The sequence below is a fragment of the Variovorax sp. GW821-FHT09B01 genome (assembly GCF_059418345.1).
The window spans coordinates 52,099-74,047 of sequence record NZ_JBWKPQ010000016.1; the positions used below are offsets into that span (position 1 = coordinate 52,099).

General features: G+C 68.6%; 21 protein-coding genes. 4 read left to right on the forward strand and 17 right to left on the reverse strand.

Translation table 11 applies throughout. The features are described from left to right. Positions 1 to 6 precede the first annotated feature (6 nt). The 7 genes from AC07RV_RS31930 to AC07RV_RS31960 form a co-directional block, all read right to left on the reverse strand. Complete coding sequence (locus AC07RV_RS31930; RefSeq protein WP_296785170.1) at positions 7 to 456, reverse strand: DUF3592 domain-containing protein; 450 nt, start codon at positions 454 to 456, stop codon at positions 7 to 9. A 70-nt stretch (positions 457 to 526) separates the two neighbouring features. Beyond that, positions 527 to 2,662, reverse strand: coding sequence for a YadA family autotransporter adhesin (locus AC07RV_RS31935; RefSeq protein ID WP_296785168.1), 2,136 nt, complete (start codon positions 2,660 to 2,662; stop codon positions 527 to 529). A gap of 31 nt (positions 2,663 to 2,693) precedes the next feature. Then, positions 2,694 to 4,949, reverse strand: coding sequence for a phosphocholine-specific phospholipase C (locus tag AC07RV_RS31940; RefSeq protein WP_296785166.1), 2,256 nt, complete (start codon positions 4,947 to 4,949; stop codon positions 2,694 to 2,696). A gap of 52 nt (positions 4,950 to 5,001) precedes the next feature. Continuing rightward, entirely contained in the window at positions 5,002 to 5,199 is a 198-nt protein-coding gene (locus tag AC07RV_RS31945) for a hypothetical protein (RefSeq protein ID WP_143129180.1), read from the reverse strand. 147 nt (positions 5,200 to 5,346) lie between these two features. Next, positions 5,347 to 6,381, reverse strand: a complete 1,035-nt coding sequence (gene phnE / locus AC07RV_RS31950; RefSeq protein ID WP_296785164.1) for a phosphonate ABC transporter, permease protein PhnE — start codon at positions 6,379 to 6,381, stop codon at positions 5,347 to 5,349. Further along, a complete protein-coding gene (locus AC07RV_RS31955) occupies positions 6,378 to 7,208 on the reverse strand; it encodes a phosphonate ABC transporter ATP-binding protein (protein WP_093345025.1) in 831 nt (276 codons plus the stop codon). The genes phnE and AC07RV_RS31955 overlap by 4 nt, the downstream gene beginning before the upstream one ends. A gap of 50 nt (positions 7,209 to 7,258) precedes the next feature. Next, on the reverse strand, positions 7,259 to 8,194 hold the full coding sequence (locus tag AC07RV_RS31960) for a phosphate/phosphite/phosphonate ABC transporter substrate-binding protein (RefSeq protein ID WP_093344422.1): 936 nt from the start codon (positions 8,192 to 8,194) through the stop codon (positions 7,259 to 7,261). A 191-nt stretch (positions 8,195 to 8,385) separates the two neighbouring features. Between AC07RV_RS31960 and AC07RV_RS31965 the strand changes: the two genes are divergently transcribed. Beyond that, positions 8,386 to 9,240 carry an HAD-IIA family hydrolase gene (locus AC07RV_RS31965; protein WP_093344424.1) on the forward strand — a complete coding sequence of 285 codons (855 nt, stop codon included), beginning with the start codon at positions 8,386 to 8,388 and terminating at the stop codon, positions 9,238 to 9,240. Here AC07RV_RS31965 and AC07RV_RS31970 read toward each other — a convergent pair. Genes AC07RV_RS31970 through AC07RV_RS31980 form a run of 3 tightly spaced genes read right to left on the reverse strand, consistent with a single transcriptional unit; the run spans position 9,227 to position 12,549 of the window. Continuing rightward, positions 9,227 to 10,159, reverse strand: a complete 933-nt coding sequence (locus AC07RV_RS31970) for a MurR/RpiR family transcriptional regulator (RefSeq protein WP_296785159.1) — start codon at positions 10,157 to 10,159, stop codon at positions 9,227 to 9,229. The two genes, AC07RV_RS31965 and AC07RV_RS31970, sit on opposite strands and share 14 nt — an antisense overlap. A gap of 44 nt (positions 10,160 to 10,203) precedes the next feature. After that, positions 10,204 to 11,499 carry an aspartate carbamoyltransferase gene (locus AC07RV_RS31975; protein WP_296785157.1) on the reverse strand — a complete coding sequence of 432 codons (1,296 nt, stop codon included), beginning with the start codon at positions 11,497 to 11,499 and terminating at the stop codon, positions 10,204 to 10,206. 51 nt (positions 11,500 to 11,550) lie between these two features. Beyond that, complete coding sequence (locus tag AC07RV_RS31980; protein WP_296785156.1) at positions 11,551 to 12,549, reverse strand: LysR family transcriptional regulator; 999 nt, start codon at positions 12,547 to 12,549, stop codon at positions 11,551 to 11,553. A 101-nt stretch (positions 12,550 to 12,650) separates the two neighbouring features. Between AC07RV_RS31980 and AC07RV_RS31985 the strand changes: the two genes are divergently transcribed. From AC07RV_RS31985 to AC07RV_RS31995, 3 genes are read left to right on the forward strand one after another with little or no spacing between them, the layout of a single operon-like run. Next, entirely contained in the window at positions 12,651 to 13,880 is a 1,230-nt protein-coding gene (locus AC07RV_RS31985) for a pyridoxal phosphate-dependent aminotransferase (RefSeq protein ID WP_296785153.1), read from the forward strand. Continuing rightward, a complete protein-coding gene (locus AC07RV_RS31990) occupies positions 13,877 to 14,863 on the forward strand; it encodes a Bug family tripartite tricarboxylate transporter substrate binding protein (protein WP_208511538.1) in 987 nt (328 codons plus the stop codon). The genes AC07RV_RS31985 and AC07RV_RS31990 overlap by 4 nt, the downstream gene beginning before the upstream one ends. A gap of 14 nt (positions 14,864 to 14,877) precedes the next feature. Next, on the forward strand, positions 14,878 to 15,567 hold the full coding sequence (locus AC07RV_RS31995) for an RraA family protein (protein ID WP_296785147.1): 690 nt from the start codon (positions 14,878 to 14,880) through the stop codon (positions 15,565 to 15,567). A 103-nt stretch (positions 15,568 to 15,670) separates the two neighbouring features. Here AC07RV_RS31995 and AC07RV_RS32000 read toward each other — a convergent pair whose 3' ends face one another. The 7 genes from AC07RV_RS32000 to urtB all read right to left on the reverse strand — a co-directional run bounded on the left by AC07RV_RS32000 (position 15,671) and on the right by urtB (position 21,818). Continuing rightward, positions 15,671 to 16,021: an alpha/beta hydrolase gene (locus AC07RV_RS32000; RefSeq protein WP_208511540.1), complete on the reverse strand. Its 351-nt coding sequence runs from the start codon at positions 16,019 to 16,021 to the stop codon at positions 15,671 to 15,673. 250 nt (positions 16,022 to 16,271) lie between these two features. Further along, positions 16,272 to 16,616: a zinc ribbon domain-containing protein gene (locus AC07RV_RS32005; protein WP_093344436.1), complete on the reverse strand. Its 345-nt coding sequence runs from the start codon at positions 16,614 to 16,616 to the stop codon at positions 16,272 to 16,274. 26 nt (positions 16,617 to 16,642) lie between these two features. Continuing rightward, a complete protein-coding gene (gene fmdA / locus AC07RV_RS32010; RefSeq protein WP_057593110.1) occupies positions 16,643 to 17,875 on the reverse strand; it encodes a formamidase in 1,233 nt (410 codons plus the stop codon). Positions 17,876 to 17,902: 27 nt separating this feature from the next. Continuing rightward, complete coding sequence (urtE, locus tag AC07RV_RS32015) at positions 17,903 to 18,604, reverse strand: urea ABC transporter ATP-binding subunit UrtE (protein WP_057593109.1); 702 nt, start codon at positions 18,602 to 18,604, stop codon at positions 17,903 to 17,905. Positions 18,605 to 18,935: 331 nt separating this feature from the next. Further along, complete coding sequence (urtD, locus tag AC07RV_RS32020) at positions 18,936 to 19,679, reverse strand: urea ABC transporter ATP-binding protein UrtD (RefSeq protein ID WP_261207132.1); 744 nt, start codon at positions 19,677 to 19,679, stop codon at positions 18,936 to 18,938. A 14-nt stretch (positions 19,680 to 19,693) separates the two neighbouring features. After that, complete coding sequence (gene urtC / locus AC07RV_RS32025; RefSeq protein ID WP_296785143.1) at positions 19,694 to 20,878, reverse strand: urea ABC transporter permease subunit UrtC; 1,185 nt, start codon at positions 20,876 to 20,878, stop codon at positions 19,694 to 19,696. 25 nt (positions 20,879 to 20,903) lie between these two features. Next, positions 20,904 to 21,818 (reverse strand): urea ABC transporter permease subunit UrtB, encoded by a 915-nt coding sequence (urtB, locus tag AC07RV_RS32030; RefSeq protein WP_057593106.1) that lies wholly within the window; start codon positions 21,816 to 21,818, stop codon positions 20,904 to 20,906. Between the last annotated feature and the right edge of the window lie 131 nt (positions 21,819 to 21,949).

A 21,949-nucleotide genomic window follows, 5' to 3' on the forward strand; every position in this document is an offset into this window, starting at 1 on the left:
TGAAGCTCAGCCGCGCGGCGGCAGGAACGACAGGTCCACGTGGTAGCGCTTCGGGTTCGCGGGATCGACGTAGACCGCGATCCGGCGACCGCTCAGGTGCCGCGTGGGATCGAACCAGATGTTGGCGCTGCGGAACTGCCGCAGCTCGCGCCCGAAGCCGGCGCGCGCCTCGACGATGGCGCGGTAGGGATGCCGGCCGTTGACCTGGAACGAGGTGTTGAGCTCGACCTCGCGCAGCTCGGCATCGATGCGCTGGCCGTGCTGCAGCAGCCAGGCCGCGCGCTTCGCATTGCGCTCGCCGACGAACAGGATGCCGCCGCCCACGCCCGTGAACATCAGGCCCAGCAGCGTGAGCAGCCACTTGGCCTCGTTGGGCACCACGATCGCGATGACCAGCAGGCCCAGGCCGACGGCGATGAAGATCCACTTGAGCAGCGTCAGCGACGTGTTGTGCATGAGGGATGCGGCGGGTTGAACAGGGCCGCTGCGTTATAGCAGAGCCCCTGCGCCCGCCGGCACCGTGTCCTCAGTCGAACACGCCCGTGAGCGCCACGCGCGTCACCACGCCCGAGCTGCTCGCGCCCACGCCGAGCGTGACGCTGTAGCGGCCGTCCTGCGAGGTGTGACGCAGCGAGCCGCCGATCGCGCTCTCGCTGCGGTAGTTGCCCAGGCCCACGGCATAGCTGATCTTGCCGGGCACCATCGGCGCGGCCTCCATCGCGGCCACGCTGGCGATGCCGGCGTAGGCACGGCGGGCCGTGTCGTCGATCTGGCTCTGCAGGCGGGCGGCCGTGAGGTCGGTGTAGGCCCTGCCGACCGGCAGGCCCTGCGCGGCCACGGTGTCGGTGTAGGCATTGGCCTGGCTCACGCCCTCCTTCACCATGCCCTGCACCTGGCCGACGTTGGTGGCGTCGGTGGGCGCGCTGCCCGGGGCCACGCCGGTGATCTGGCGGTTGCCCAGCGCCACCTCGCCCATCGACGACTGCACGCCGGCCATGCCGATCGCGGTGTAGTTGTTGAGCGCGCCGCGCGTGGTCGCGCTGCCGGCGCCGAGCGCCACGCTGTTCGCATGGTTCACCACGGCGCCGTTGCCGATCGCCACGCCCGAGTCCTCGAAGGCCTGCGCATTGGTGCCGATGGCCAGCGAGTTGTCGGCACTGGCGCGCGCGCCGGCGCCGATCGAGGCGGTCTGGTTGGCGCTCACGTAGGCGCCCGAGCCCGAGCCGATCGCGATGTTGTCGTTGCCGCGCACGTGCTGGCCCGCGCTGTTGCCCTGCGCGAGGTTCGAGTTGCCGCTGACCGCCTGGCCCGCCATCGTGCCCGAGGCCACGTTGTTGCTGCCCTGCACGCCACCGCCCGCGGCCTGGCCGGTGGCGATGTTGTTGTTGCCCGAGACGCCCGCGCCGGCCTGCATGCCCGAGGCCTGGTTGCCCACGCCGGTGACGCCCGCGCCCGAGCCCTGGCCCATCGACAGGTTGTTGCTGCCGTTGACGTTGTTGCCCGCGCCCGTGCCGTAGGCCTGGTTGCCGTTGCCCTTGACGTTGCTGCCGGCACCGGTGCCGTAGGCCTCGTTGTCGTTGCCGGTCACGTTCTGGCCGGCGTTCTGGCCCGTGGCGTCGTTGCGGCTGCCGGTCACGTTCGAGCCGGCCGCGTAGCCGGTCGAGTTGTTGTAGTCGCCGGTCACGTTCTGGCCCGAGCTGCGGCCCATGGTCTGGTTCCAGCCGCCGTTGACGTTGGTGCCCGCGTAGTAGCCGATCGCCTGGTTGGCGTTCTTGCCCGACACGTTGCTGCCCGCGCCCTCGCCGATCGCCAGGTTCCAGTTGGTGCCGACGTTGTTGCCCGCGCCCTCGCCGAGCGACACGTTGTTGCTGCCCGTCACGTTGCTGCCGGCATTGGTGCCGATGCCCGTGTTGTCGCTGCCCGTGACCTTGCTGCCGGCGCCGTTGCCCATGGCGTTGTTGTTGCTGCCGGTCACGGTCATGCCGGCGTTGGTGCCGGTGGCGTTGTTGTCGCTGCCGGTCACGCCGCTGCCGGCATGGAAGCCGGTGGCGTTGTTGTGGTCGCCGGTGACGTTGTCGCCCGCGCTGCGGCCGATCGACTGGTTCCAGCCGCCCTTGACGTTCTGGCCCGACTCGAAGCCGATGCCGACGTTGGCATTGCCGCCCGACACGTTGGTGCCCGCGTTGTTGCCGATCGCGAGGTTCCAGTTGGTGCTGACGTTGTTGCCGGCGCCCAGGCCGATCGAGATGTCGCTGGTGCCGGTGACGTTGTTGCCGGCGCCCTGCCCGATGGCCTGGTTGGTCGGGCCGGTCACGTTGTTGCCGGCGTTCTGGCCGATGGCCTGGTTGCCGCTGCCGTTGACCGTGTTGCCCGCGCCCTCGCCGATCGCCTGGTTGTTGCTGCCGGTGACGCCGGCGCCGGCGTTCTGGCCCACGGCCAGGTTGTCGTCGCCCGTCACCTTGGTGCCGGCCTTGGTGCCGACGGCCGTGTTGTTGCTGCCGCCGACCGTGGTGCCGGCATCGGTGCCGACGCCGAGGTTGGCCTTGGCCGGGTCCCAGACCACCGGCACCGTCTGGGCCAGGGCCGGGCCGCAGATCGCGGCCAGGGCCAGCGACGCGCCGAGCAGGCTCGCGCCGCGCGGCATGCGCTTGTTCTTCTTCATGGTGTTTCTCCTCGTTGGGGTGGAAGCGCGCTCAGGCCTGCAGGTGCATCGCCATCGCGGGGTCGCTCACGGTGGGCTTGCCGGTCTCGACACGGCCCGCGAAGCGGCGCACGGCGTTGCCGGCGGTCACGGTGAAGTCGTACCAGTGGCCGCTGTCCTTGAGCTCCCAGTGCAGCGTGCCCATGTCGCCCTTCGGCGCCCTGAGGGTCCAGGGGCCGTCGGTGCGGTAGGCGTTCGACTGCACGGTCACCTCGCCGTCGATGCTGCCGTTGTTGTGCACCTTCACGTAGACGTCGCCGGCGGCCGGGTCGTAGCAGACCTGGACCTCGGGCCTGAAGGCGGCCGCGTTGAAGGCCATCGCGTCGCCGCTGAAGCTGCGCACGAAGCCGTTGGTGCTGTAGACCCAGAGGTCGTACTTGCCGCCGTCGGTGGCACCGGTGTCCCAGTAGTCCTGCAGCTGCTTGCCGGCTTCCACCGTGTAGCGGCGCGGGATGCGGTCCAGGTGCAGCTTGTCGTAGACGTGGAACACCGCGCCCTGGTCGCCGGTGTTGCTGAAGATCAGCGAGACCAGGCCGCGCGCCTCGACGCGCGCGCTGGTGTGCAGCTCGTAGGGCAGCGCGCGCGAGAAGCGCGTGCCGGTCTCCTGGAACAGCGGCGTGGCGGGCACGGGCGCCTTGGTGATGACGCCGGTGTTGCCCAGCGCCTTCTGCGCCGTGTTGATGGCGGGATAGCCGCTGGTGTCGGGCAGCTTGGGCACCACCGGATCGTTCGGGCTGACGAAGTCGAAACAGCTCGTGAGGTCGCCGCAGACCGCGCGGTGCCACGGGCTGATGGCGTCGATCGTGATGTCGAAGCGCTTCTCGAGGAAACGGCCCATCGAGGTGTGGTCGAACACCTGCGAGTTGACCCAGCCGCCCTTGCTCCACGGCGACACCACGTACATCGGCACGCGCGAGCTCAGGCCCCAGGGACGGATCTTGCCGCTGACGGTGTCGGCGGCGTTGAGGTAGCTGCCCACCGAGGCGTCGAAGTACTCGCCGTCCAGCGGCACGGTGGACTTGCCCATCAGGTTGCCGTTGGCGTCGTACGAGGGCACGGCGGGCATCGCCAGGTGGTCGAAGAAGCCGTCGTTCTCGTCGAAGGTCACGAACAGCGCCGTCTTGCTCCAGACCGCGGGGTTCGAGGTCAGCGCGCTCAGCACGTCCGAGATGAAGTCGGCCGCGCCGGCCACGCCTTCGCTGCTGCCCGGGTGTTCGGCCAGTGCCTGCGTGGGCAGCACCCACGAGACCTGCGGCAGGGTGTCGTTCATCACGTCCTGCTTGAGCTGGGCCAGGAAGTTGGTGGCGCCGTCGGCCGCGGCGGGACCGCCGGTCAACCCGTGCTGGTAGACCGGCGAGCCGGGCTGCGCGGTGCGGAAGCTCTGGAACGCCAGGCAGCCGTTCATGGCGCCGGTCCAGTTGTTGTTCATGTTCTGGTAGATGTGCCAGCTGATGCCGTTCTTCTGCAGCACGTCGGGCAGCGTGTCCCACTTGAACGCGTTGTTGACGTACTTGTAGTTGTAGGCGCCCGTGGTCGCGTTCTTCTGGCCCGTGCCGTCGGCTTCCTGCGGGTTGCCCGCGATCCAGTTCGACGGGCTCGGCCAGCAGCGCGAGTTGACCGGTTCCGAATCGGTGTCGGTGCTGTTGATGCCCTTCTTGCGCAGCTCGGGATTGAAGTTGGAACCCGACCAGAACACGATGCGGTTGGGATCGGTGCCGGTGAGGATCGAGCAGTGGTAGCCGTCGCAGATCGTGAAGGCATCGGCCAGCGCGAACTGGAACGGGATGTCCTCGCGCAGGTAGTAGCCCATCGTCACCTGGTTCTTGAACTGGATCCAGCGGTCCATCTTCCCCTGCGCCCAGGCGCCCTGCATGTCGGGGAAGCTGTGCGGCGCGCCCGAGCCGATCAGCGCGTTGGCGATCGTGGAGTCGCGGCGGAAGGGCTGGATCTCTGGCGCGCCCGCGGTGGTGTTGGGTTGGAAGAACACCGACTTGCCGTTGGCCAGCGGGATCGGGAAGCGGTCGCCGAAGCCACGCACGCCCTTCAGCGTGCCGAAGTAGTGGTCGAAGCTGCGGTTCTCCTGCATCAGGATCACGATGTGCTTGATGTCCTTGATGGAGCCGGTGTCGACCGCGGCCTCGACCGCCAGGGCCTTGCGGATCACGGGCGGAAGCATGGTGAGGGCCGAGGCCGCGCCGATGGCGCCGGCCGACTTGCGGAAGAAATCGCGACGGGAGGTGGTGTTCATGGGAGGTTCTTTCAACGCAGGGGCGAAGGGAGGTCAGGACGAAGGCGCGGACTCAGGGCGCGCACTTGAGCGCGGGCTGGGGCGGCGGGTTGTTGCCGTTGCCGTTGTTGCCGTCGCCGGCCGGCGGGGTCTGTCCCGGCGGCAGGATCGGCAGGCCACCGCCCCCACCACCGCCACCGCAGGCGGCGAGGCTCAGGCACAGGAGAAGGCCTGCCGCAGCGAGGCCGTACCGGGAAGATGCTGTTTTCATGAGGGTTCCTTTCGAATCGAGGGACGTGGGAGACAAAGGCGCGGCCGAAGCCGCTCCGCGCGGCGGACAAGCCGCGCGAGAGTTCGGACAGAAATCAGGGAATGGGGGCGGGCGCCGCGAACGCGGTGCCCGCGGGGGACTCAGGGCTCAGCCATAGCGGCTGCGCAGCCGGGCGGCGATGCGGTCGAGCACCAGCACCGTCAGGAAGATCGCGATCAGGATCGTGCCGACATGCGCATAGTTGTACATGTCGTAGCGGCCCTTGAGCTCCTGGCCGATGCCGCCCGCGCCGACCAGGCCGACCACGGTGGCCATGCGCACGTTGCGGTCGAGCACGTAGAGCGTGTAGGCGATGAACTGCGGCATCACCTGCGGCAGCACCGCGAAGCGCATCACCTTGAGCTTGTTGGCGCCGATGGCGCGCAGCGCCTCCTGCGGCTTGTCGTCGGCGGTCTCGATGTCCTCGGCGTAGAACTTGCCGAGGAAGCCGGCCGAGTGCAGCGCGAGGGCCAGCACGCCGGCGATCGGGCCGAAGCCGTAGGCCAGCACCAGGAACAGCGCGCTCACCAGCTCGGGCACCGCGCGGAACAGGCCGACCACGCTGCGCGCGAGGCCGTAGGCCAGGCGGTTGGGCGCATAGTTCTTCGCGCTGCACCAGGCCAATGGCGCGCTCAGCACGATCGCGATCAGCGTGGCCCAGACCGCGATCTCGAAGGTCTCGAGCATCTTCACCGCCACGTGCCACAGGTAGCCCAGCGGCTCGATCAGCACCTCGCGGCGCTCGACGCGGTCCTCCATCTGCAGGGTCTCGGGGTTCAGCTTGGGCTCGTGCGTCTCGAGGGTCTCGACGCGCGAGAACCAGGGCAGCCGGTTGCGGTCGAAGCCCTCGACGCGCGCGACCTCGGTCTGCTCGGAGATCTGCGGCGGGAACAGCGAGCGCGCGATCGAGCCCAGCCCCGAGAGCACCTGCGAGTTGTCGCGCAGGCCCACCGCGGCGAGCACGCCCTCGCCGGTCAGCGAGAGCATGCGGCCCATCTCCACGCGCTGGCCCGCGAAGAAGCCCACCACGAGCACCAGCAGCAGCACGACCAGCGTGCGGGTGCCGAAGGGCCGCGGCAGGTCCCAGGCCGAGGCCGGGCGCGACGCGCGCGCGTCGGAAGAGGAGGAAGAGATCGTGTTCATTGCGCGAGCTCCAGGGCGCCGGCATGCAGCGGCAGCGCCGCCTCGGGCTCGCCGGCCATCGATGGCCGGGCCGCGGGCACGGACTCGGGCGCGGTGTCGCCGCGGCCGTAGATCGCATCGAAGACCTGCGGCTGGAACATCCGCGGCGCGCCGTCGAACACGACCACGCCGCGACGCAAGGCCACGATGCGATCGGCGAACTCGCAGGCCAGTTCGATCTGGTGCAGGCTGCACAGCACCGTGGTGCCGCGCTCGCGCGCCTGCCGGCGCAGCAGCGACAGCACGTCGTGGCTGGTCTGCGGATCGAGGCTGGCCACCGGCTCGTCGGCCAGCACCAGCGGCGGATCGAGCATGAAGGCGCGCGCGATGCCCACGCGCTGCTGCTGGCCGCCCGAGAGCTCGCTCACGCGGCGCAGCAGGTGCTCCTCGCCCAGACCCACCGACTCGACCAGTTCGCAGGCCTTGCGCCGCTGCGCGTCGGTGAACAGGCCGAGCAGCGCGCGCCAGGTGCCCAGGGCCGGCAAGGCGCCGGCGAGCACGTTCTCGGCCACGCTCGAGCGCAGCACCAGGTTGAACTGCTGGTGGATCATGCCGATGCGCGGACGCACGCGTGCCAGCGAGCCCGGCGCGATGCGCACGCCCTCGACCCGCACCGTGCCCTGCGTGGGCACGACCAGGCCGTTGGCGGTGCGCAGCAGGGTCGACTTGCCCGCGCCCGAGGCGCCCAGCACCACGCAGAACTGGCCCGCGGGCACCTCGAGCGACACGCCGCCGAGCGCGCGCGTGCCGTCGGGGTGGCGCATGGCGACCGATTCGAACTGCAGCATGGGCGTGCTTCCGGCGGCGGGCTGGGCGGCGTGCGTGCGATCGCCGGCGATCAACGCTCGGCCGCCTTGGCGAGGATGCGGCCCTTGAGGTCGTCGGTCAGCAGGCCCAGCTTCTCGGCGGCGACGTTGAACTCCTCCTCGGAGAACTTGGTGTCGTAGCCGTCGATCTTGCCGCCGCCGTAGCCGCGGATCATGTCGGGCGTAATGCCGGGGGCCTTGTTCACGGTCTGGAAGGCGTCCTTGAGCTTGGTCTTCAGCGCCTCGGGCAGCTTGGAGTTCAGCGCCAGCGGCGGATAGGGAATGGCCATGCTCTTGGCGATCACCTTGATGGTCTTCGGATCGGCCGCGCCCTGCTTGACCGCCTTCTCGTACGAGTCGAACGAGAGCGAGGCCACGTCGACCTGGTCCTGCACCAGCGCGGCCAGGCTGCTGGCGTGGCTGCCGGTCATGCGGATCGCCGACAGGTCCTTGGCCGGGTCCATGCCGGCGTCGAGCAGCATCGCGATCTGGAAGGTGAAGCTCGAGGCCGAGTTCACGTCGCCGAAGGCCACGCGCTTGCCCTTCAGGTCCTTGATCGAGGCGATCGGCGCATTGGCCTTGGCGAACATGCCGGCGTAGTAGACCGAGGCGCCCTTCTCCACGCCCACGGCCAGCAGCTGCGCGCAGCCGCGCTTGTGGGCCTGCACGTACGACACCGGGCCGAAGAAGGCGATGTCGGCGAGCTGGTTGCACATGCCCTCGACCACGGCGCCGTAGGACTGGCCGACCTTGAGGTCGAAGTTCAGGCCGGTGCTGCGCGTGATGGCGTTGAACACCGGCGCGTAGTCGGCCTTGGTGCCCGATTCGGTGCCGCCGTCGGCGGGAATCAGCAGCACGCGCAGCGGATGTTCGCGCGAGCCGTCGGCCACGGACTGGGCATGGGACGGGAGGGCCAGCAGCGCGCTGAACGAGACGGCGGCGGCGGCGATGGCCAGGAGTTTCTTCATGATCGGTTCCTTCGGTTCGGGGGCGTTTCTCGGGCGAGTGCCTCGCTCGGTTGCGTTGAACTTTAGAAGTCGAAGATGACAAGCAAATGAAATAAGCTCATTTGAAAATTAGCAAACGACTGAGCAATGTTCAATACAATCCCGCCGCACGGCCAGCACCCCGCTCCCCCGATGGCCCGAACCGGAGATCCATGAAGAACATCGCAACCCAGACCCGGGCGCCGGGAGGCCCCGCGGCAGCGGACCTGGCACCGCTCGCGCAGGCGCGTCACCTGCTGCTCGACCTCGACGGCACGCTGGTGCGCCAGAACGAGGCCATCGATGGCGCGGCCGAACTCCTCGAGCGTTTCGAGGGCCGCTTCGCGATCGTGTCGAACAACTCGACCCACACCGCCCAGGGCCTCGCGCTGCGGCTGCGCCGGCTCGGCCTGCGCGCGCCGCCCGAGCGCATCGTGCTGGCCGGCGAGCTCGCCGTGAGCCTGCTCGCGCGCCAGCACCCCACGGCGCGGCTGATGGTGGTGGGCACGCCGGCCTTGCAGCGCCATGCGCGCGCGCTCGGCTTCCGGCTGGTCGCGTCCGAGGCCGAGTTCGTGCTGCTCGCGCTCGACATGCGCTTCAGCCATGCGCGGCTGGGCGCGGTGGCCAACGAACTGCTGCGCGGCGCGCGGCTGGTGGTCACGAACGCCGACGCCACCCATCCGGGCCCGCACGGCCGCGTGGTGCCCGAGACCGGCTCGCTGCTCGCGGCCGTGCTCACGGCCAGCGGCGTGCAGCCCTGGCGCATCGTCGGCAAGCCCGAGCCGCTGCTGTTCGAGGAAGGCCTGCGCTGCCTGGGCGCGGAGCCCGCGAGCACGGTGGTGATCGGCGACAACCCGGCCACCGATGCCGCGGGCGCCGCGCGGCTGGGCATGGCCTGCCTGCTGGTGGGTGCCGCGCCCGAGGCGGTGGCGCCTTCGGTCGCCGGCCTGCTGCTGCCGCGCGCCACGGCCGAGGTGACCGCCCTGCCCGCGCGGCCGCCCGAGCGCAGCCGCCTCAGTACCGCTTGAGCGACAGCACGTCGAAGGTCTGGCGCAGCGTGCGCACCGAGGTGTCGTAGTCCGACAGCGCCAGGCAGGCGATCAGCACGTCGATGATCGCGAGCTGCGCGAGGCGGCTGGTCATGGCCTCGGTGCGGAAGTTGGTCTCGCGCGCCATGGTGAACAGCAGCACGTCCGAGAAGGCCTGGATCGGCGACTTGCCGAAGTTGGTGATGCACACGGTCGAGGCGCCGGCCTCCTTGGCCAGCCGCGTCGCGGTCACGGTCTCGTGCGTGCTGCCCGAGTGCGAGATGGTCAGCACCGCCACCCGCGAGTCGGTGAGCGAGGCGCTGATCGCCTGCACGTGCGAATCGACCACCACCTTCGCGTTGAGGCCGATGCGCAGCATGCGGTAGTGCGCGTCCTCGGCGATGGTGGCCGAGCTGCCGATGCCGTAGATCTCGATGCGCTCGGCGTCGCGCAACAGCTTCACCGCGCGTTCCATCGAGCCGGCATCGAGCGTGGCCTGCGTGTCGTGCAGGGTCTGCACGTTGCTCTGGAAGATCTTGCGGATCACCGCTTCGGCCGCGTCCTGCGGATCGAGGTCCTCGTGGATGAACTGCACCGGCCGCACGATCTCCTGCGCCAGCGCGATCTTGATCTGCTGGAAGCCGGTGGCGCCGAGGTTCTTGCACAGGCCGACGATGCTGCCCTCGCTCGAGCCGGTGCGCTCGGCCACCTCGCTGACCGACATGTGGACCACCTCGCGCGGGTTCTTCACGATGAAGTCGGCGATGCGCTGGCCCACCGGGCCGAGCGAGGACCAGAGGGTCTCGATGCGCGCGAGCACCGCGAACACCGGGGCGCCGCCGGAGGCCTCGGTGGCCGGGGCCTTGCCGTTCGCGGCGGGGGGAACGCTGGTGGACTTGGCGGTGGTGTTGCGCTTCATGGGCGGCGAGCTTACCCGCGCTCGATGGCGGTTTCGCGCCAGCCTCAGTCGAGGCCGTGGAAGCTGCTGTCGTCGGGACCGATGTGCGAGGGTGGCGTCCAGGCCGCGTCGCGCATCGAGCGGCTCACGAGCCGGTCCACGCCCAGCAGCGTGGCGAAGATGGCCATGCGCACCGGGATGCCGTTGTCGGTCTGGCGGAAGATCGCCAGCCGCGGGTCGTTGTCGAGATCCGTGCTCAGGTCGTGCGAGCCCGGGCGGCCGTCGCGCGGCAGCGGATGCATCAGCACCACGTCCTTCCTGCACGCCGCATCGACCAGCGCGCGGTCGATCGCGAAGGCCTGGTCGAAGCCCTCCAGCACCTCGTCGTGCGCGAAGCGCTCCTTCTGGATGCGCGTCGCGTAGACCACGTCGGCGCCGGCCAGCGCCTGCGCCGGCGCGGTGGCGGTCTCGACCACGTGGCCGTTGCGGCTCACCAGCTCCACGATCTCCGCCGGCATCGCGAGCTGCAGCGGCGCGACCAGCGTGAACTTCAGGCCGCGGTACAGCGCGAGCAGCTTGATCAGCGAATGCACCGTGCGGCCGTACTTGAGGTCGCCGACCATCGCGACATGCGCGCCGTCGACCAGCTTGCCCAGGCGCGAGAACTCGCGCTGGATGGTGTAGAGGTCGAGCAGCGCCTGGCTCGGATGCTCGCCCGGCCCGTCGCCGCCGTTGATGACCGGCACGTTGGTGGCGCGCGCGAACTCGGCGACCGAGCCCTGCTCGGGATGGCGCACCACGATCGCATCGGCATAGCCGCTGATCACGCGGCTGGTGTCGCGGATCGATTCGCCCTTGGCCATCGAGGAGAAGGTGAAGCCCGTCGTGTCGCAGACCGAGCCGCCGAGCCGGCAGAAGGCCGCGCCGAAGCTCACGCGCGTGCGCGTGCTGGCCTCGAAGAACAGGTTGGCCAGCACCGCGCCCTCGAGCACGCGGCTGACCTTGCGGCGACGCGCGATCGGCTGCATCACGTCGGCGAGCCGGAACAGCTCGTCGATGGCCTCGCGATCGAACTGGGCCACCGACAGCAGGTGCTGCGCGCCGTCGACATGGAGCGACCGGCGCAGTGCACCATTCTGTGCGCTCTGCGTATATTCTCCGGGGCGCCCGCTCGAGGCCAGGATCTCGCTCACGAAGCGCCGTGCCACCTCGGGCATGGCCCGAAATTCGTTCGACTCGTCGGGCAGCAGCCAGGCGTCGAGCGCCCTCCGGCGGCTGCCGATGCGCTCGGCGAAGGCATCGCGCGTCATGTTGAGCTGACGCATCGCGTCGCGGAGAAGCACTTGCTGCGGCATGTTCATAGGCCGCGAGTTTATACGCAATGCGTATATTTCAGAAATCCCGCCCGGATCCTAGCGCCGGGCCACCTTCACGGGCTTCTTCGCGCCCGGGCGCAGCGCGCGCTGGCGCGTGCCCGCGCCGCGCGCGGGCCCCGCGGGCGCCACGTCGTGCTGGCTCGCGCGCAGCTTGAAGTCGCAGGTCTGCACGGCCAGCTCGACGATGCGCGCCAGCGCCGGGCTCGCGTTGTCGCGCCGGTGCACGGCGCTGTAGACCAGCGGCGGCGGCATCGGGTCGCTGCGCACGATGCGCAGCAGGCCGCTGCGGATGTCGGGCCGCACGTAGTCGAGCGCCTGCTGGCTGATGCCGAAGCCGCTGATCGTCAGCTCGCGCAGCACCGTCGTGCTGTTGGTCAGCATGACCTTGCCGAAGCGGAAGCCGTGCTCCGCGCGCCAGGCCTCGTAGAAGCGGTTCTTCGAGGCGCCCGCGGGCTGCTCGATCACGGGGTAGTCGGCGAACTCGTGCGGCTTCAGCGCGCGCTGCGGAATGCGCAGCCGCGGGCTCGCGATCCAGGCCTGGTCGACCTGCCCCACCTTGACCGATTCGAAGGCTTGGCCCCAGAAGGTGCCCGGCATGATCGTCAGGTCGAGCTTGTTGGCCTCGAGCCGCTCGAACAGCGTGAGGCCGGCATCCACCACCGGCTCGATCGTCACCTGCGGATGCAGCTTCTGCAGCAGCTGGATCAGCCGCGTGAGCCAGGTCATCGCGATCAGTTCCGTCACGCCCACGCGGAAGCTGCCGCGCAGCGTCTTGTCGAGGCTGATGTCGTGCTCGATGCGCTGCCACAGCCGCAGCGCCTCTTCCGCCAGCGGCAGCAGCTCGCGGCCGGGCTGCGCCAGCTCCAGCCCGTGCGAGGTGCGGTGCAGCAAGGGACCGCCGAGCGACTCCTCGAGCTCGGCCAGGCGCTTGGAGATGGCCGACTGCGTGGTGTGCAGCTTCACCGCCGCGGCGCTGAAGCTCTGGAGCCTGGCACTGAACAGGAAGGCCTCGAGCTGCTTGAAGGTGAAGTTCATGCGGCGGAATGTACGCCCACCACCGGCCAGGAAAAAAAGGAATACCGAGCCACGCCGATTACTCGTTTGTCCCGCGGCGAAGGCACTTCGATACTGGCCGCATGCTTCACATCGCACCACGACTGAACCGGATCCAGCCTTCTCCGAGTTCCATGGCCGGCCAGAGGGCGCGCGAGCTGCGCGCGCAGGGCCGGGACATCCTCGCTCTCACCGCCGGCGAGCCCGACTTCGAGACGCCCGAACACATCAAGCAGGCCGCCATCCGCGCGATGGCCGACGGCCAGACGCGCTACACCGACGTCGGCGGCACGCCGGCGCTCAAGGAGGCCATCGCGGGCAAGTTCCTGCGCGAGAACCGGCTGCGCTACGCGCCGGGCGAGATCATCGTCGGCACCGGCGCCAAGCAGGTGATCTTCAATGCGCTGATGTGCACGGTGGCGGCCGGCGACGAGGTCATCGTGCCGGCGCCCTACTGGGTCTCGTACCCCGACATCGCGCGGCTGGCCGGCGGCGTGCCGGTGTTCGTCGACGGCCCGGCCGCGGCGGGCTTCAAGCTGCAGCCCGCCGACCTCGAGCGCGCCATCACCGGCCGCACGCGCTGGCTGATGCTCAACTCGCCGAACAACCCGAGCGGGGCCACCTACACGCGCGCCGAACTGCTGGCGCTGGCCGAGGTGCTGCGGCGCCATCCGCAGGTCTGGGTGCTGACCGACGACATCTACGAGCACCTGGTCTACGGCGACGCGCCCTTCGCCACCCTCGCCGAGGTGGCGCCCGACCTGCAGGAACGCACGCTGACGGTGAACGGCGTCTCCAAGGCCTATGCGATGACGGGCTGGCGCATCGGCTACGGCGCCGGGCCCGCGGCGCTGATCAAGGCGATGGTCAAGCTGCAGTCGCAGAGCACCTCGGGCCCGAACTCGATCGCGCAGGCGGCCGCCATCGCGGCGCTCACCGGGCCGCAGGACAGCATCGCCACCAACCGCCAGGCCTACCGCGCGCGGCGCGACACGGTGGTCGAGGCGCTCAATGCCGTCGACGGCATCCGTTGCGAAGTGCCCGACGGCGCCTTCTACGTCTTCGCCTCGTGCAGCGCGCTGTTCGGGCTGCGCACGCCCCAGGGCACGACGATCGCCGACAGCGACGACTGGGTGATGCACCTGCTCGACGCGCAGGACCTCGCGTCACTGCAGGGCAGCGCCTATGGCGTGCCGACGCACTTCCGCCTCTCGTTCGCCGCCGGCATCGAGCAGCTGCTCGAAGGCTGCCGGCGCATCGCGCGCGCCCGCGCCGAACTCTCGGGCCCACCGCTTCACCAGGAACCGCAATGAAACTCCGCTCCCTTCTCACGCTGCTGCCGGTCGTGGCCGCGGGCACGGCCTGGCTCGGCGCCGCCACCGCGAGCGCGGCCGACACCTTTCCATCGAAGCCCGTGAAGATCCTCGTGGGCTTCTCGCCCGGCGGCTCGAACGACGTGGTGGCGCGGCTGATCGCACCGAAGCTGGCCGAGGGGCTGGGCCAGCAGGTGCTGATCGACAACCGCCCCGGCGCCGGCGGCAACATCGCGGCCTCGGCCATGCTCGCCGCGCCGGCCGATGGCCACACCCTGCTGATGTGCACCACGGGCACGCTGTCGATCCAGCCGCATGTGCTGAAAAGCATGCCCTTCGATCCCGAGAAGGACATCGTGCCGGTCACGCAGGTCGTCAATGCGCCCTACATGCTGCTGGTCAACGCGAGCCTGCCGGTGAAGAACGTGAAGGAGCTGGTCGCCTACGCCAAGCAGAAGCCCGGCGAGATCAACTTCGCGTCCTCGGGCACGGCCACCGGCGGCCATCTCGCGGGCGAGATGCTCAAGAGCCGCGCGGGCATCGACATCGTGCACGTGGCCTACAAGGGCACGGGCCAGGCCATGACCGACCTGATCGCGGGCCAGGTCTCGATGATCTTCGACCAGCCCGTGAGCTCGATGCAGTACGCACGCGCCGGCAAGCTGCGCGCGCTCGCCGTGGCCAGTCCGCGCCGGCTCGCGGCCTTTCCCGAGATTCCGACCGTGGCCGAGGCCGGCGTCGCCGAGGTCGAGCCCGTGACCTGGGCCGGCATCTGCGCGGCGAAGAACACGCCGCCGGCCGTGGTCGAACGCCTGCAACGCGAGATCGCGAAGGTGCTCGCGCAGCCCGAGATCGCCAAGCGCCTGACGGCCGACGGCCTCGAGCCCGTGGGCAGCACGCCCGAGCAGTTCCGCGCCTTCCTCGCGGCCGACAAGCGCAAGTGGGGCCGCGTGGTGAAGGACGCCGACGTCAAGGCCGAATGAGAGAACACCAGACCATGAACCCGCATCCCGACATCGTTCGCGACTTCGAGCGCGTTGCCCCCGAACTGCTGCACCGCGCCGCGGCCTTCCAGCCGGCCATCCTCGCCGACGTCGCGGGCCGCCGCGGCGCCCTGCACGGCCGCATCGAGGCCCTGCGCCACCGCATGAAGCTGGTGGGCAGCGCGCTCACGGTGGAGGTGCGGCCCGGCGACAACCTGATGATCCATGCCGCGATCGCGCTCGCGCAGCCGGGCGACGTGCTGGTGATCGACGGCAAGGGCGACCGCAGCGCGGCGCTGATGGGCACGATCATGATGAATGCCTGCCGCCAGGTCGGCATCGCCGGCGTGGTGATCGACGGTGCGGTGCGCGACAGCGTGGAGATCGACGAGATGGACTTCCCGGTGTTCTCGGTCGGCACCAACCCCAACGGCCCGACCAAGCTGGCCTCGGGGCGCATCGGGCACCCGGTGTCGGTCGGCGGCGTGGCCGTGCGTCCCGGCGATCTGGTGATCGGCGATGCCGATGGCGTGGTAGTGGTCGAGCGGGAGAAAGTCGAAACCCTGCTTCGCGCGGCGCAGAAGAAGGTCGAGGACGAAGCCGCGCGCATCGAAGCGATCAGGCAAGGCCACACGGCGGCCAGCTGGCTCGACGCGGCACTGCGCAACGCGGGCGTGCTCAAGGAAGGCGAGACGCTGGCGTGAGCGGCGCGCTGTCGCGCCAGACACGAGGAAAGGGCCCGCAGGCCCTTTCCTCATTCGCTTCTTTCATGCGGCCGGTGCTCTCGCACCGGCGTGCCACCGTGGCTCAGAGGCCAGCTTGACGCGTGAACGACACGCTGGGCTTCTTGTAGGCTTGCGGCACTTCGTCGCGGTAGAAGGCGCGGCGGTCGAGGCTTTGCAGCGGATCGTGGGCCTTGGCAACGGCTTCGGCACGGATGGTCGCGCGGTCGGCGGTCGAGCTGAAGGGTTGCGCACCGGCGGTGGCACCTTCGCTGTAGGCATCGCCGGCACGGGCTGCTGCCACGGCTTGCGATGCGACTTCGGAACGCGAGACCGTGGAGTGCACGGTGTGGACGCCGTCATAGGTTTCGGCTTGTGCGCCGGTGGCGGCAAGCAGGGCAACGGCAACGGCGGCGAGGATCTTCGAGGCGGTCATTTGGTATCTCCTTCAGGTTGAACGGTGGTTTGTCCGTGAGGAGAAGTTTGATCCTGTTCGATCCTTTTGAATCACCGCAAAAAGAATCACGGCGTTCGCCGTTTCGAAACAATCCAGAAAGTTTTGGGCAAGTTTCACGCATGCGAGCGGGGCGCTGAATCTACCCTCTTCAGAGGGAGATTGGTCGAAAGCACTACTTTCCCGCATCCTTTGCATGCGCACGGCGCATGCATGAAATCTTGCCGAATCCTCAATGCGAGATCATCCACGGCCGCCGCGACGGTGCCGATTTGGCACCGTTCGACGCGGTCACCGTGGCACCGCGGCGCGCACTCGTCGAGCAGCATCCGCAGCCCGATGGATGGCGCAATCGCGCGTAGTCGCGCGAGCTCGCGGGCTCGTGCCGCGCGCGTTCGTTGGTGGCCATCGCGAGGCGCGTGTCGGCCGCCATGAGCGCGAGGCGCGGCGCGGCCGCGAGCACGCGCGGCGAGGCGCCGCCGCAGTCGGGGCAGGCAGCGGGTTCGTCGCGCAGCGCCGAGGGGCGCAGCGCCTCGAAGCCGCCGCAGCGTCCGCAGTCGTAGTCGTAGGTGGGCATGCGGCTTCCTTGTTCTTCTTTTCTTCTCAGCGCAGGTCGGGCGACAGCGGCATGTCGATGCTGCCGTCGATCATCTTCACCGGCCCCGTGGCGTTGGGATTGATGTCGAAGTCGAAGATGCCCGTGGGCAGCCACAGGGTGGCGCAGGAGTTGGGCACGTCGACCACGCCGCTGATGTGGCCCTGCACCGGTGCCGTGCCGAGGATCGAGTAGGCCTGCGCGCCCGAGTAGCCGAACTTCTTCAGGTACTCGATGGCGTTGAGGCAGGCCTGGCGGTAGGCCACGTTGACGTCGAGGTAGTGCTGCTTGCCGCTCTCGTCGACCGAGATGCCCTCGAAGATCAGGTAGTCGTTGTACTGCGGCGTGATGGGGCTGGGCTTGAAGATCGGGTTCTTGATGCCGTACTTGGCCATGCCGCCCTTGATGAGCGAGACCTTCATGTGCACCCAGCCGGCCATCTCGATGGCGCCGCAGAAGGTGATCTCGCCGTCGCCCTGGCTGAAGTGCAGGTCGCCCACGCTGAGGCCCGCGCCGTCGACGTAGACGGGGAAGAACACCTTCGAGCCGCGCGACAGATCCTTGATGTCGCAGTTGCCGCCATGCTCGCGCGGCGGCACGGTGCGCGCGCCCTCGGCCGCGGCCTTGGCACGCGCCTCGCCGGTCATCTTGCCCATGTGGGCGGTGCCGGCGAACGGCGGATTGGCCAGGCCCGGCACGCGATCGGGGTCGGTGGCGATCAGCGCCTTCTCGCGCTCGTTCCACATGTCGAGCATGGGCTTGTCGGGCAGGCAGCCGATGAGGCCCGGATGGATCAGGCCCGCGAAGTTCACGCCCGGGATGTGGCGCGAGCTGGTGAACATGCCCTTGAAGTCCCAGATCGATTTCTGCGCTTCGGGAAAATGATCGGTGAGAAAACCGCCACCGTTCTTCTTCGAGAAAAATCCGTTGAAGCCCCAGAGGCTGTCCTGCTTGGCGCCGATGTCGAGCAGATCGACCACCAGCAGGTCGCCGGGCTCGGCACCCTTCACGCCCACGGGGCCCGAGAGGTAGTGCACGGTGCTCAGGTCGATGTCGCGCACGTCGTCGGCGCTGTCGTTGTTCTTGATGAAACCGCCGGTCCAGTCGAAGGTCTCGAGGATGAAGTCGTCGCCGGGGTTGACCCAGCAGGCCATCGGAATGTCCGGGTGCCAGCGGTTGTGGATCATCTCGTTCTCGGTGGGCGACTTGGTCAGATCGACCTTGATCAGCGTGTCCGTCATTGCAGTGGCTCCTGGTTGGGGTTGTGGTTAAACAGAGAGATAGGCCTTGATGCGCTCGACATCGGTCTTGTCGCGCGCGGTCTCGTGCACGAGGCGCCCGCCTTCGATCACGAACAGGCGGTCGGCCACGTCCATCGCGAAGCTCAGCACCTGCTCCGACACGACGATGGTCAGGCCGCGCAGCTTGCGGATCTCGTTGAGCGCCTTGGCGATGTCCTTGATGATCGAAGGCTGGATACCCTCGGTGGGCTCGTCGAGCAGCAGCACCTTGGGATCGGTGACGAGGGCGCGCGCGATGGCCAGCTGTTGCTGCTGCCCGCCCGAGAGGTTGCCGCCCTTGCGCCGGCGCATGTCCCACAGCACGGGGAAGAGCGCGTAGATCTCCTCGGGGATGCGGCGGGTCCTGGAGTTCTCGAGGCCGGTCTCGATGTTCTCCTCGACGGTCAGGGTCGGGAAGATCATGCGGCCCTGCGGCACGTAGGCGATGCCTTTGGCGACGCGCCTGAAACTCTCGTCGCGCGAGACGTCCTGTCCCGCCACCTCGATGCGGCCGCTCTTCAAGGGGAGCACGCCCATGAGGCTCTTGAACAGCGTGGTCTTGCCCATGCCGTTTCTGCCCATGATGGCGACGGTCTCGTTGGCCATGCCTTCGAACGAGATGCCATGCAGGGCTTCGCTCTGGCCGTAGGCTACGTGGAGGTTTTCTACCTTGAGGTTGATGTTGCTCATTTGCTTGGCCTCTGTTTGGGTCCGTTCTTTGTCTGGGGTGCTGCTGTTCGGGGCGCGTGCACAGGACAGCGGGTACTTCCCTCCGCGAATGTCCCCCGCCCTTCGGGCTCCTCCTTTATTTCGCTGCGGGAAGCACCCACTGCCCTGTGCACGGGGACGCCGCGGTGGTGCCGGCGACTCAACAACCGTTGCGTCCAGGCGCACGTCGATGGGGTACTCCCCGCAGCGAAATAAAGGAGGAGCCGAAGGCGGGGGACATTCGCGGAGGGGAGTACCCCATCGACGTGTGCCCGCTCCAACCGATGAACACTCGGCACAACGAGAAAACTCATCAATGCCCCAGATAAACGTCGATGACCTTCGGATCCGCCTGCACCTTCTCCATGGGCCCCTCGGCCAGGATCTTTCCCTGGTGCATCACAGTGACCTTGTGCGCGATCTGCTTCACGAAGGCCATGTCGTGCTCGATCACGATCACCGCACGGTTCTGGCAGATGCGCTTGAGCAGCTCGGCCGTGAGTTCGCGTTCGCGCGCGCTCATGCCCGCGATGGGTTCGTCGAGCATCAGCAGTTCGGGTTCCTGCATCAGCAGCATCCCGATCTCCAGCCACTGCTTCTGGCCGTGGCTCAGCAGGCCCGCTTCGGTGTCGAGCCGGTCGGCCAACCCGATCTCCGTCGCCACGGCCTGCACGCGTGCCTTGACCTCGTCGTCGCACTGGAAGGCCAGCGCGCCGAACACCGAGCGGCCCTTGGGGAAGGACACCTCGAGGTTCTGGAACACGCTGAGGTTCTCGTAGATCGACGGTGTCTGGAACTTGCGCCCGATGCCCAGCCGCACGCGCTTGTGCTCGGCCATCTTCGTCAGCTCGGTGTTCTTGAACTTGATGCTGCCGCCGCTGGCGCGCGTCTTGCCGCAGATCAGGTCGAGCAGCGTCGTCTTGCCGGCCCCGTTCGGGCCGATGATCACGCGCAGCTCGTTGCGGTCGATGTAGAGCGTGAGGTCGTCGATGGCCTTGAAGCCGTCGAAGGACACGCTGAGGTCTTCCACGGCGAGCGCGAAGTCGGTGTTGCTCATGGTCGGTCTCCGGTTCAGGCGCGCTGGCTGCCCACGCCTTCGGGCAGCGTGGGTTCGGGTGTTGGCACGACCGGAGTCGCGGCCACCGCAGGCGGCTTGACCGCAGCCTCGCGCAGCGCCTGGCGACGCGACTTCCACCACGGACGGATCTTTTCTTCCCACAGGCCCGCCAGGCCCATCGGGAAGGCCATCGTCACGCCGATGAACAGCCCCGCCATCAGGAACAGCCACAGGTCCGGGAAGCTCTCCGAGAACAGCGTCTTGCCCGCGTTCACCAGCAGCGCGCCGTAGACCGCGCCCACCAGGCTCATGCGGCCGCCCACCGCGCAGAAGATCACCATCTCGATCGAGGGCACGATGCCCACGAAGCTCGGCGACATGAAGCCCACCTGCAGCGCGAACATCGCGCCGCCGATGCCCGAGAGCCCGGCCGCCAGGCAGAAGGTGAAGACCTTGAAGTTCGACACGTCGTAGCCCGAGAAACGCACCCGGTCTTCCTTGTCGCGCATCGCCAGCAGCAAGGTGCCGAGCTTGCTGGTCTGGATCCAGCGGCACAGCACGATGGCCGCAACCAGCAGCGCCACGCAGACGTAGTAGAGGATGTACTTCGCGCTGTCGGTGCGCGTGTCCCAGCCCAGCATCGTCTTCAGGTCGGTCATGCCGTTCACGCCGCCGGTGTAGCCCTGCTGGCCGATGATCAGCACCGTGAGGATCAGCGCCACCGCCTGCGTGATGATCGCGAAGTAGACCCCGCCCACGCGGCGCTTGAACATCGCGAAGCTGATCAGCCAGGCCAGTGCCATCGGCACCGCCACCACCAGGATCAAGGTCAGCGGCAGGCTCTTGAACGGCAGCCAGAACGCCGGCAGCGCCGTGATCTGGTTCCAGTCCATGAAGTCCGGAATGCCGGGCGTCGACTGGATCTTTGTCGACACCGGATCGGAGGCCTCGAGCTTGAGGAACATCGCCATCGCGTAGCCGCCGAGCCCGAAGAACACGCCCTGCCCGAGGCTCAGCACCCCGCCGTAGCCCCACACCATCACCAGCCCCACGGCGACGAAGGCATAGGTGAGGTACTTGCCCACCAGGTTGAGTCGGAAGATGTCGAGCGACAGCGGCAGCACCACCGCGAGCAGCAGCACCAGCAGCAGCAGGCTGCCGAGCTGGTAGCGCTGGATCGAGGCCTTGAGGAAATTCATCGGGAGTTCTCCGGGAAAGCGAAAGTCAGCGACGCACCTTGACGGCGAACAGGCCCTGCGGCCGCATCATCAGAATGAGCACGATCAGCGACAGCGTCAGCACCTTGGCCATCGAGCCGGTCATGAAGAACTCCGAGACCGACTGCGTCTGCGCGATACCGAAGGCCGAGACCACCGTGCCCAGCAGGCTGGCCGCGCCGCCGAAGGTGACGACCAGGAAGGCGTCGACGATGTAGAGCGAGCCCGAGGTCGGCCCGGTCGAGCCGATGGTGGTGAAGGCCGCGCCCGCCACGCCGGCGATGCCGCAGCCGATCGCGAAGGTCAGGCGGTCGGTCTTCTTCGTGTCGATACCGGTGGCGTTGGCCATCGTGCGGTTGGCCACCGTGGCGCGCACCCGCAGGCCCCAGCGGCTCCGGTGCAGCGCGATCAGCACGCCGCCCGTGACCAGCGCCGTGAGCACCAGCACGAACATGCCGTTGATCGGGATGTCGAGGCCCTCGTGCGGCGTCCACGAGCCCATCAGCCACTCGGGCAAGGTCGGGCTCACCTCCTTCGGACCGATGAAGGTGCGAAAGATCTGCTGCAGCCCCAGGCTCACGCCCCAGGTCGCGAGCAGCGTGTCGAGCGGCCGCTTGTAGAGATGGCGGATCAGCGCCCATTCGACCAGCCAGCCGACGATGAACGCGAACACGAAGGCCAGTGCGATCGAGATCGGGAAGTAGTACGGCATGAAGGCCGGTGCCAGGTGCTCGGTCACCTGCGCCGCGAGGAAGACCGAGTAGGCCCCGATGGTCATGAACTCGCCGTGCGCCATGTTGATGACGCCCATCTGGCCGAAGATGATCGCGAGCCCCAGGCCCATGAGCAGCAGCACCGCGAAGAGGCTCAGCCCCGCGAAGCCCTGCATCAGGCCGATGTTCCACATGTCCGACAGCGTCATGGCGACAGTTCCAGGTATTGGGGTGTTGGCTCCTTCCCCCTCTGGGGGAAGGTCGGGATGGGGGCATGCGGCGTGCGCGGTGGTGACGCCGCTTGCCCCCACCCCTGCCCTCCCCCAGAGGGGGAGGGAGA

What these genes read in the sequence shown, in the direction of transcription:
- AC07RV_RS31940 (WP_296785166.1), bottom strand. Translation starts at nt 4,949, where the DNA reads ATGAACACCACCTCCCGTCGCGATTTCTTCCGCAAGTCGGCCGGCGCC.
- AC07RV_RS31980 (WP_296785156.1), bottom strand. Translation starts at nt 12,549, where the DNA reads ATGAACTTCACCTTCAAGCAGCTCGAGGCCTTCCTGTTCAGTGCCAGG.
- urtE (WP_057593109.1), bottom strand. Translation starts at nt 18,604, where the DNA reads ATGAGCAACATCAACCTCAAGGTAGAAAACCTCCACGTAGCCTACGGC.
- AC07RV_RS31975 (WP_296785157.1), bottom strand. Translation starts at nt 11,499, where the DNA reads ATGAACATGCCGCAGCAAGTGCTTCTCCGCGACGCGATGCGTCAGCTC.
- fmdA (WP_057593110.1), bottom strand. Translation starts at nt 17,875, where the DNA reads ATGACGGACACGCTGATCAAGGTCGATCTGACCAAGTCGCCCACCGAG.
- AC07RV_RS31985 (WP_296785153.1), top strand. Translation starts at nt 12,651, where the DNA reads ATGCTTCACATCGCACCACGACTGAACCGGATCCAGCCTTCTCCGAGT.
- AC07RV_RS31970 (WP_296785159.1), bottom strand. Translation starts at nt 10,159, where the DNA reads ATGAAGCGCAACACCACCGCCAAGTCCACCAGCGTTCCCCCCGCCGCG.
- AC07RV_RS31945 (WP_143129180.1), bottom strand. Translation starts at nt 5,199, where the DNA reads ATGAAAACAGCATCTTCCCGGTACGGCCTCGCTGCGGCAGGCCTTCTC.
- AC07RV_RS32000 (WP_208511540.1), bottom strand. Translation starts at nt 16,021, where the DNA reads ATGACCGCCTCGAAGATCCTCGCCGCCGTTGCCGTTGCCCTGCTTGCC.
- phnE (WP_296785164.1), bottom strand. Translation starts at nt 6,381, where the DNA reads ATGAACACGATCTCTTCCTCCTCTTCCGACGCGCGCGCGTCGCGCCCG.
- AC07RV_RS31995 (WP_296785147.1), top strand. Translation starts at nt 14,878, where the DNA reads ATGAACCCGCATCCCGACATCGTTCGCGACTTCGAGCGCGTTGCCCCC.
- urtD (WP_261207132.1), bottom strand. Translation starts at nt 19,679, where the DNA reads ATGAGCAACACCGACTTCGCGCTCGCCGTGGAAGACCTCAGCGTGTCC.
- urtC (WP_296785143.1), bottom strand. Translation starts at nt 20,878, where the DNA reads ATGAATTTCCTCAAGGCCTCGATCCAGCGCTACCAGCTCGGCAGCCTG.
- AC07RV_RS31960 (WP_093344422.1), bottom strand. Translation starts at nt 8,194, where the DNA reads ATGAAGAAACTCCTGGCCATCGCCGCCGCCGCCGTCTCGTTCAGCGCG.
- AC07RV_RS32005 (WP_093344436.1), bottom strand. Translation starts at nt 16,616, where the DNA reads ATGCCCACCTACGACTACGACTGCGGACGCTGCGGCGGCTTCGAGGCG.
- AC07RV_RS31990 (WP_208511538.1), top strand. Translation starts at nt 13,877, where the DNA reads ATGAAACTCCGCTCCCTTCTCACGCTGCTGCCGGTCGTGGCCGCGGGC.
- AC07RV_RS31930 (WP_296785170.1), bottom strand. Translation starts at nt 456, where the DNA reads ATGCACAACACGTCGCTGACGCTGCTCAAGTGGATCTTCATCGCCGTC.
- AC07RV_RS31955 (WP_093345025.1), bottom strand. Translation starts at nt 7,208, where the DNA reads ATGCTGCAGTTCGAATCGGTCGCCATGCGCCACCCCGACGGCACGCGC.
- urtB (WP_057593106.1), bottom strand. Translation starts at nt 21,818, where the DNA reads ATGACGCTGTCGGACATGTGGAACATCGGCCTGATGCAGGGCTTCGCG.
- AC07RV_RS31965 (WP_093344424.1), top strand. Translation starts at nt 8,386, where the DNA reads ATGAAGAACATCGCAACCCAGACCCGGGCGCCGGGAGGCCCCGCGGCA.
- AC07RV_RS31935 (WP_296785168.1), bottom strand. Translation starts at nt 2,662, where the DNA reads ATGAAGAAGAACAAGCGCATGCCGCGCGGCGCGAGCCTGCTCGGCGCG.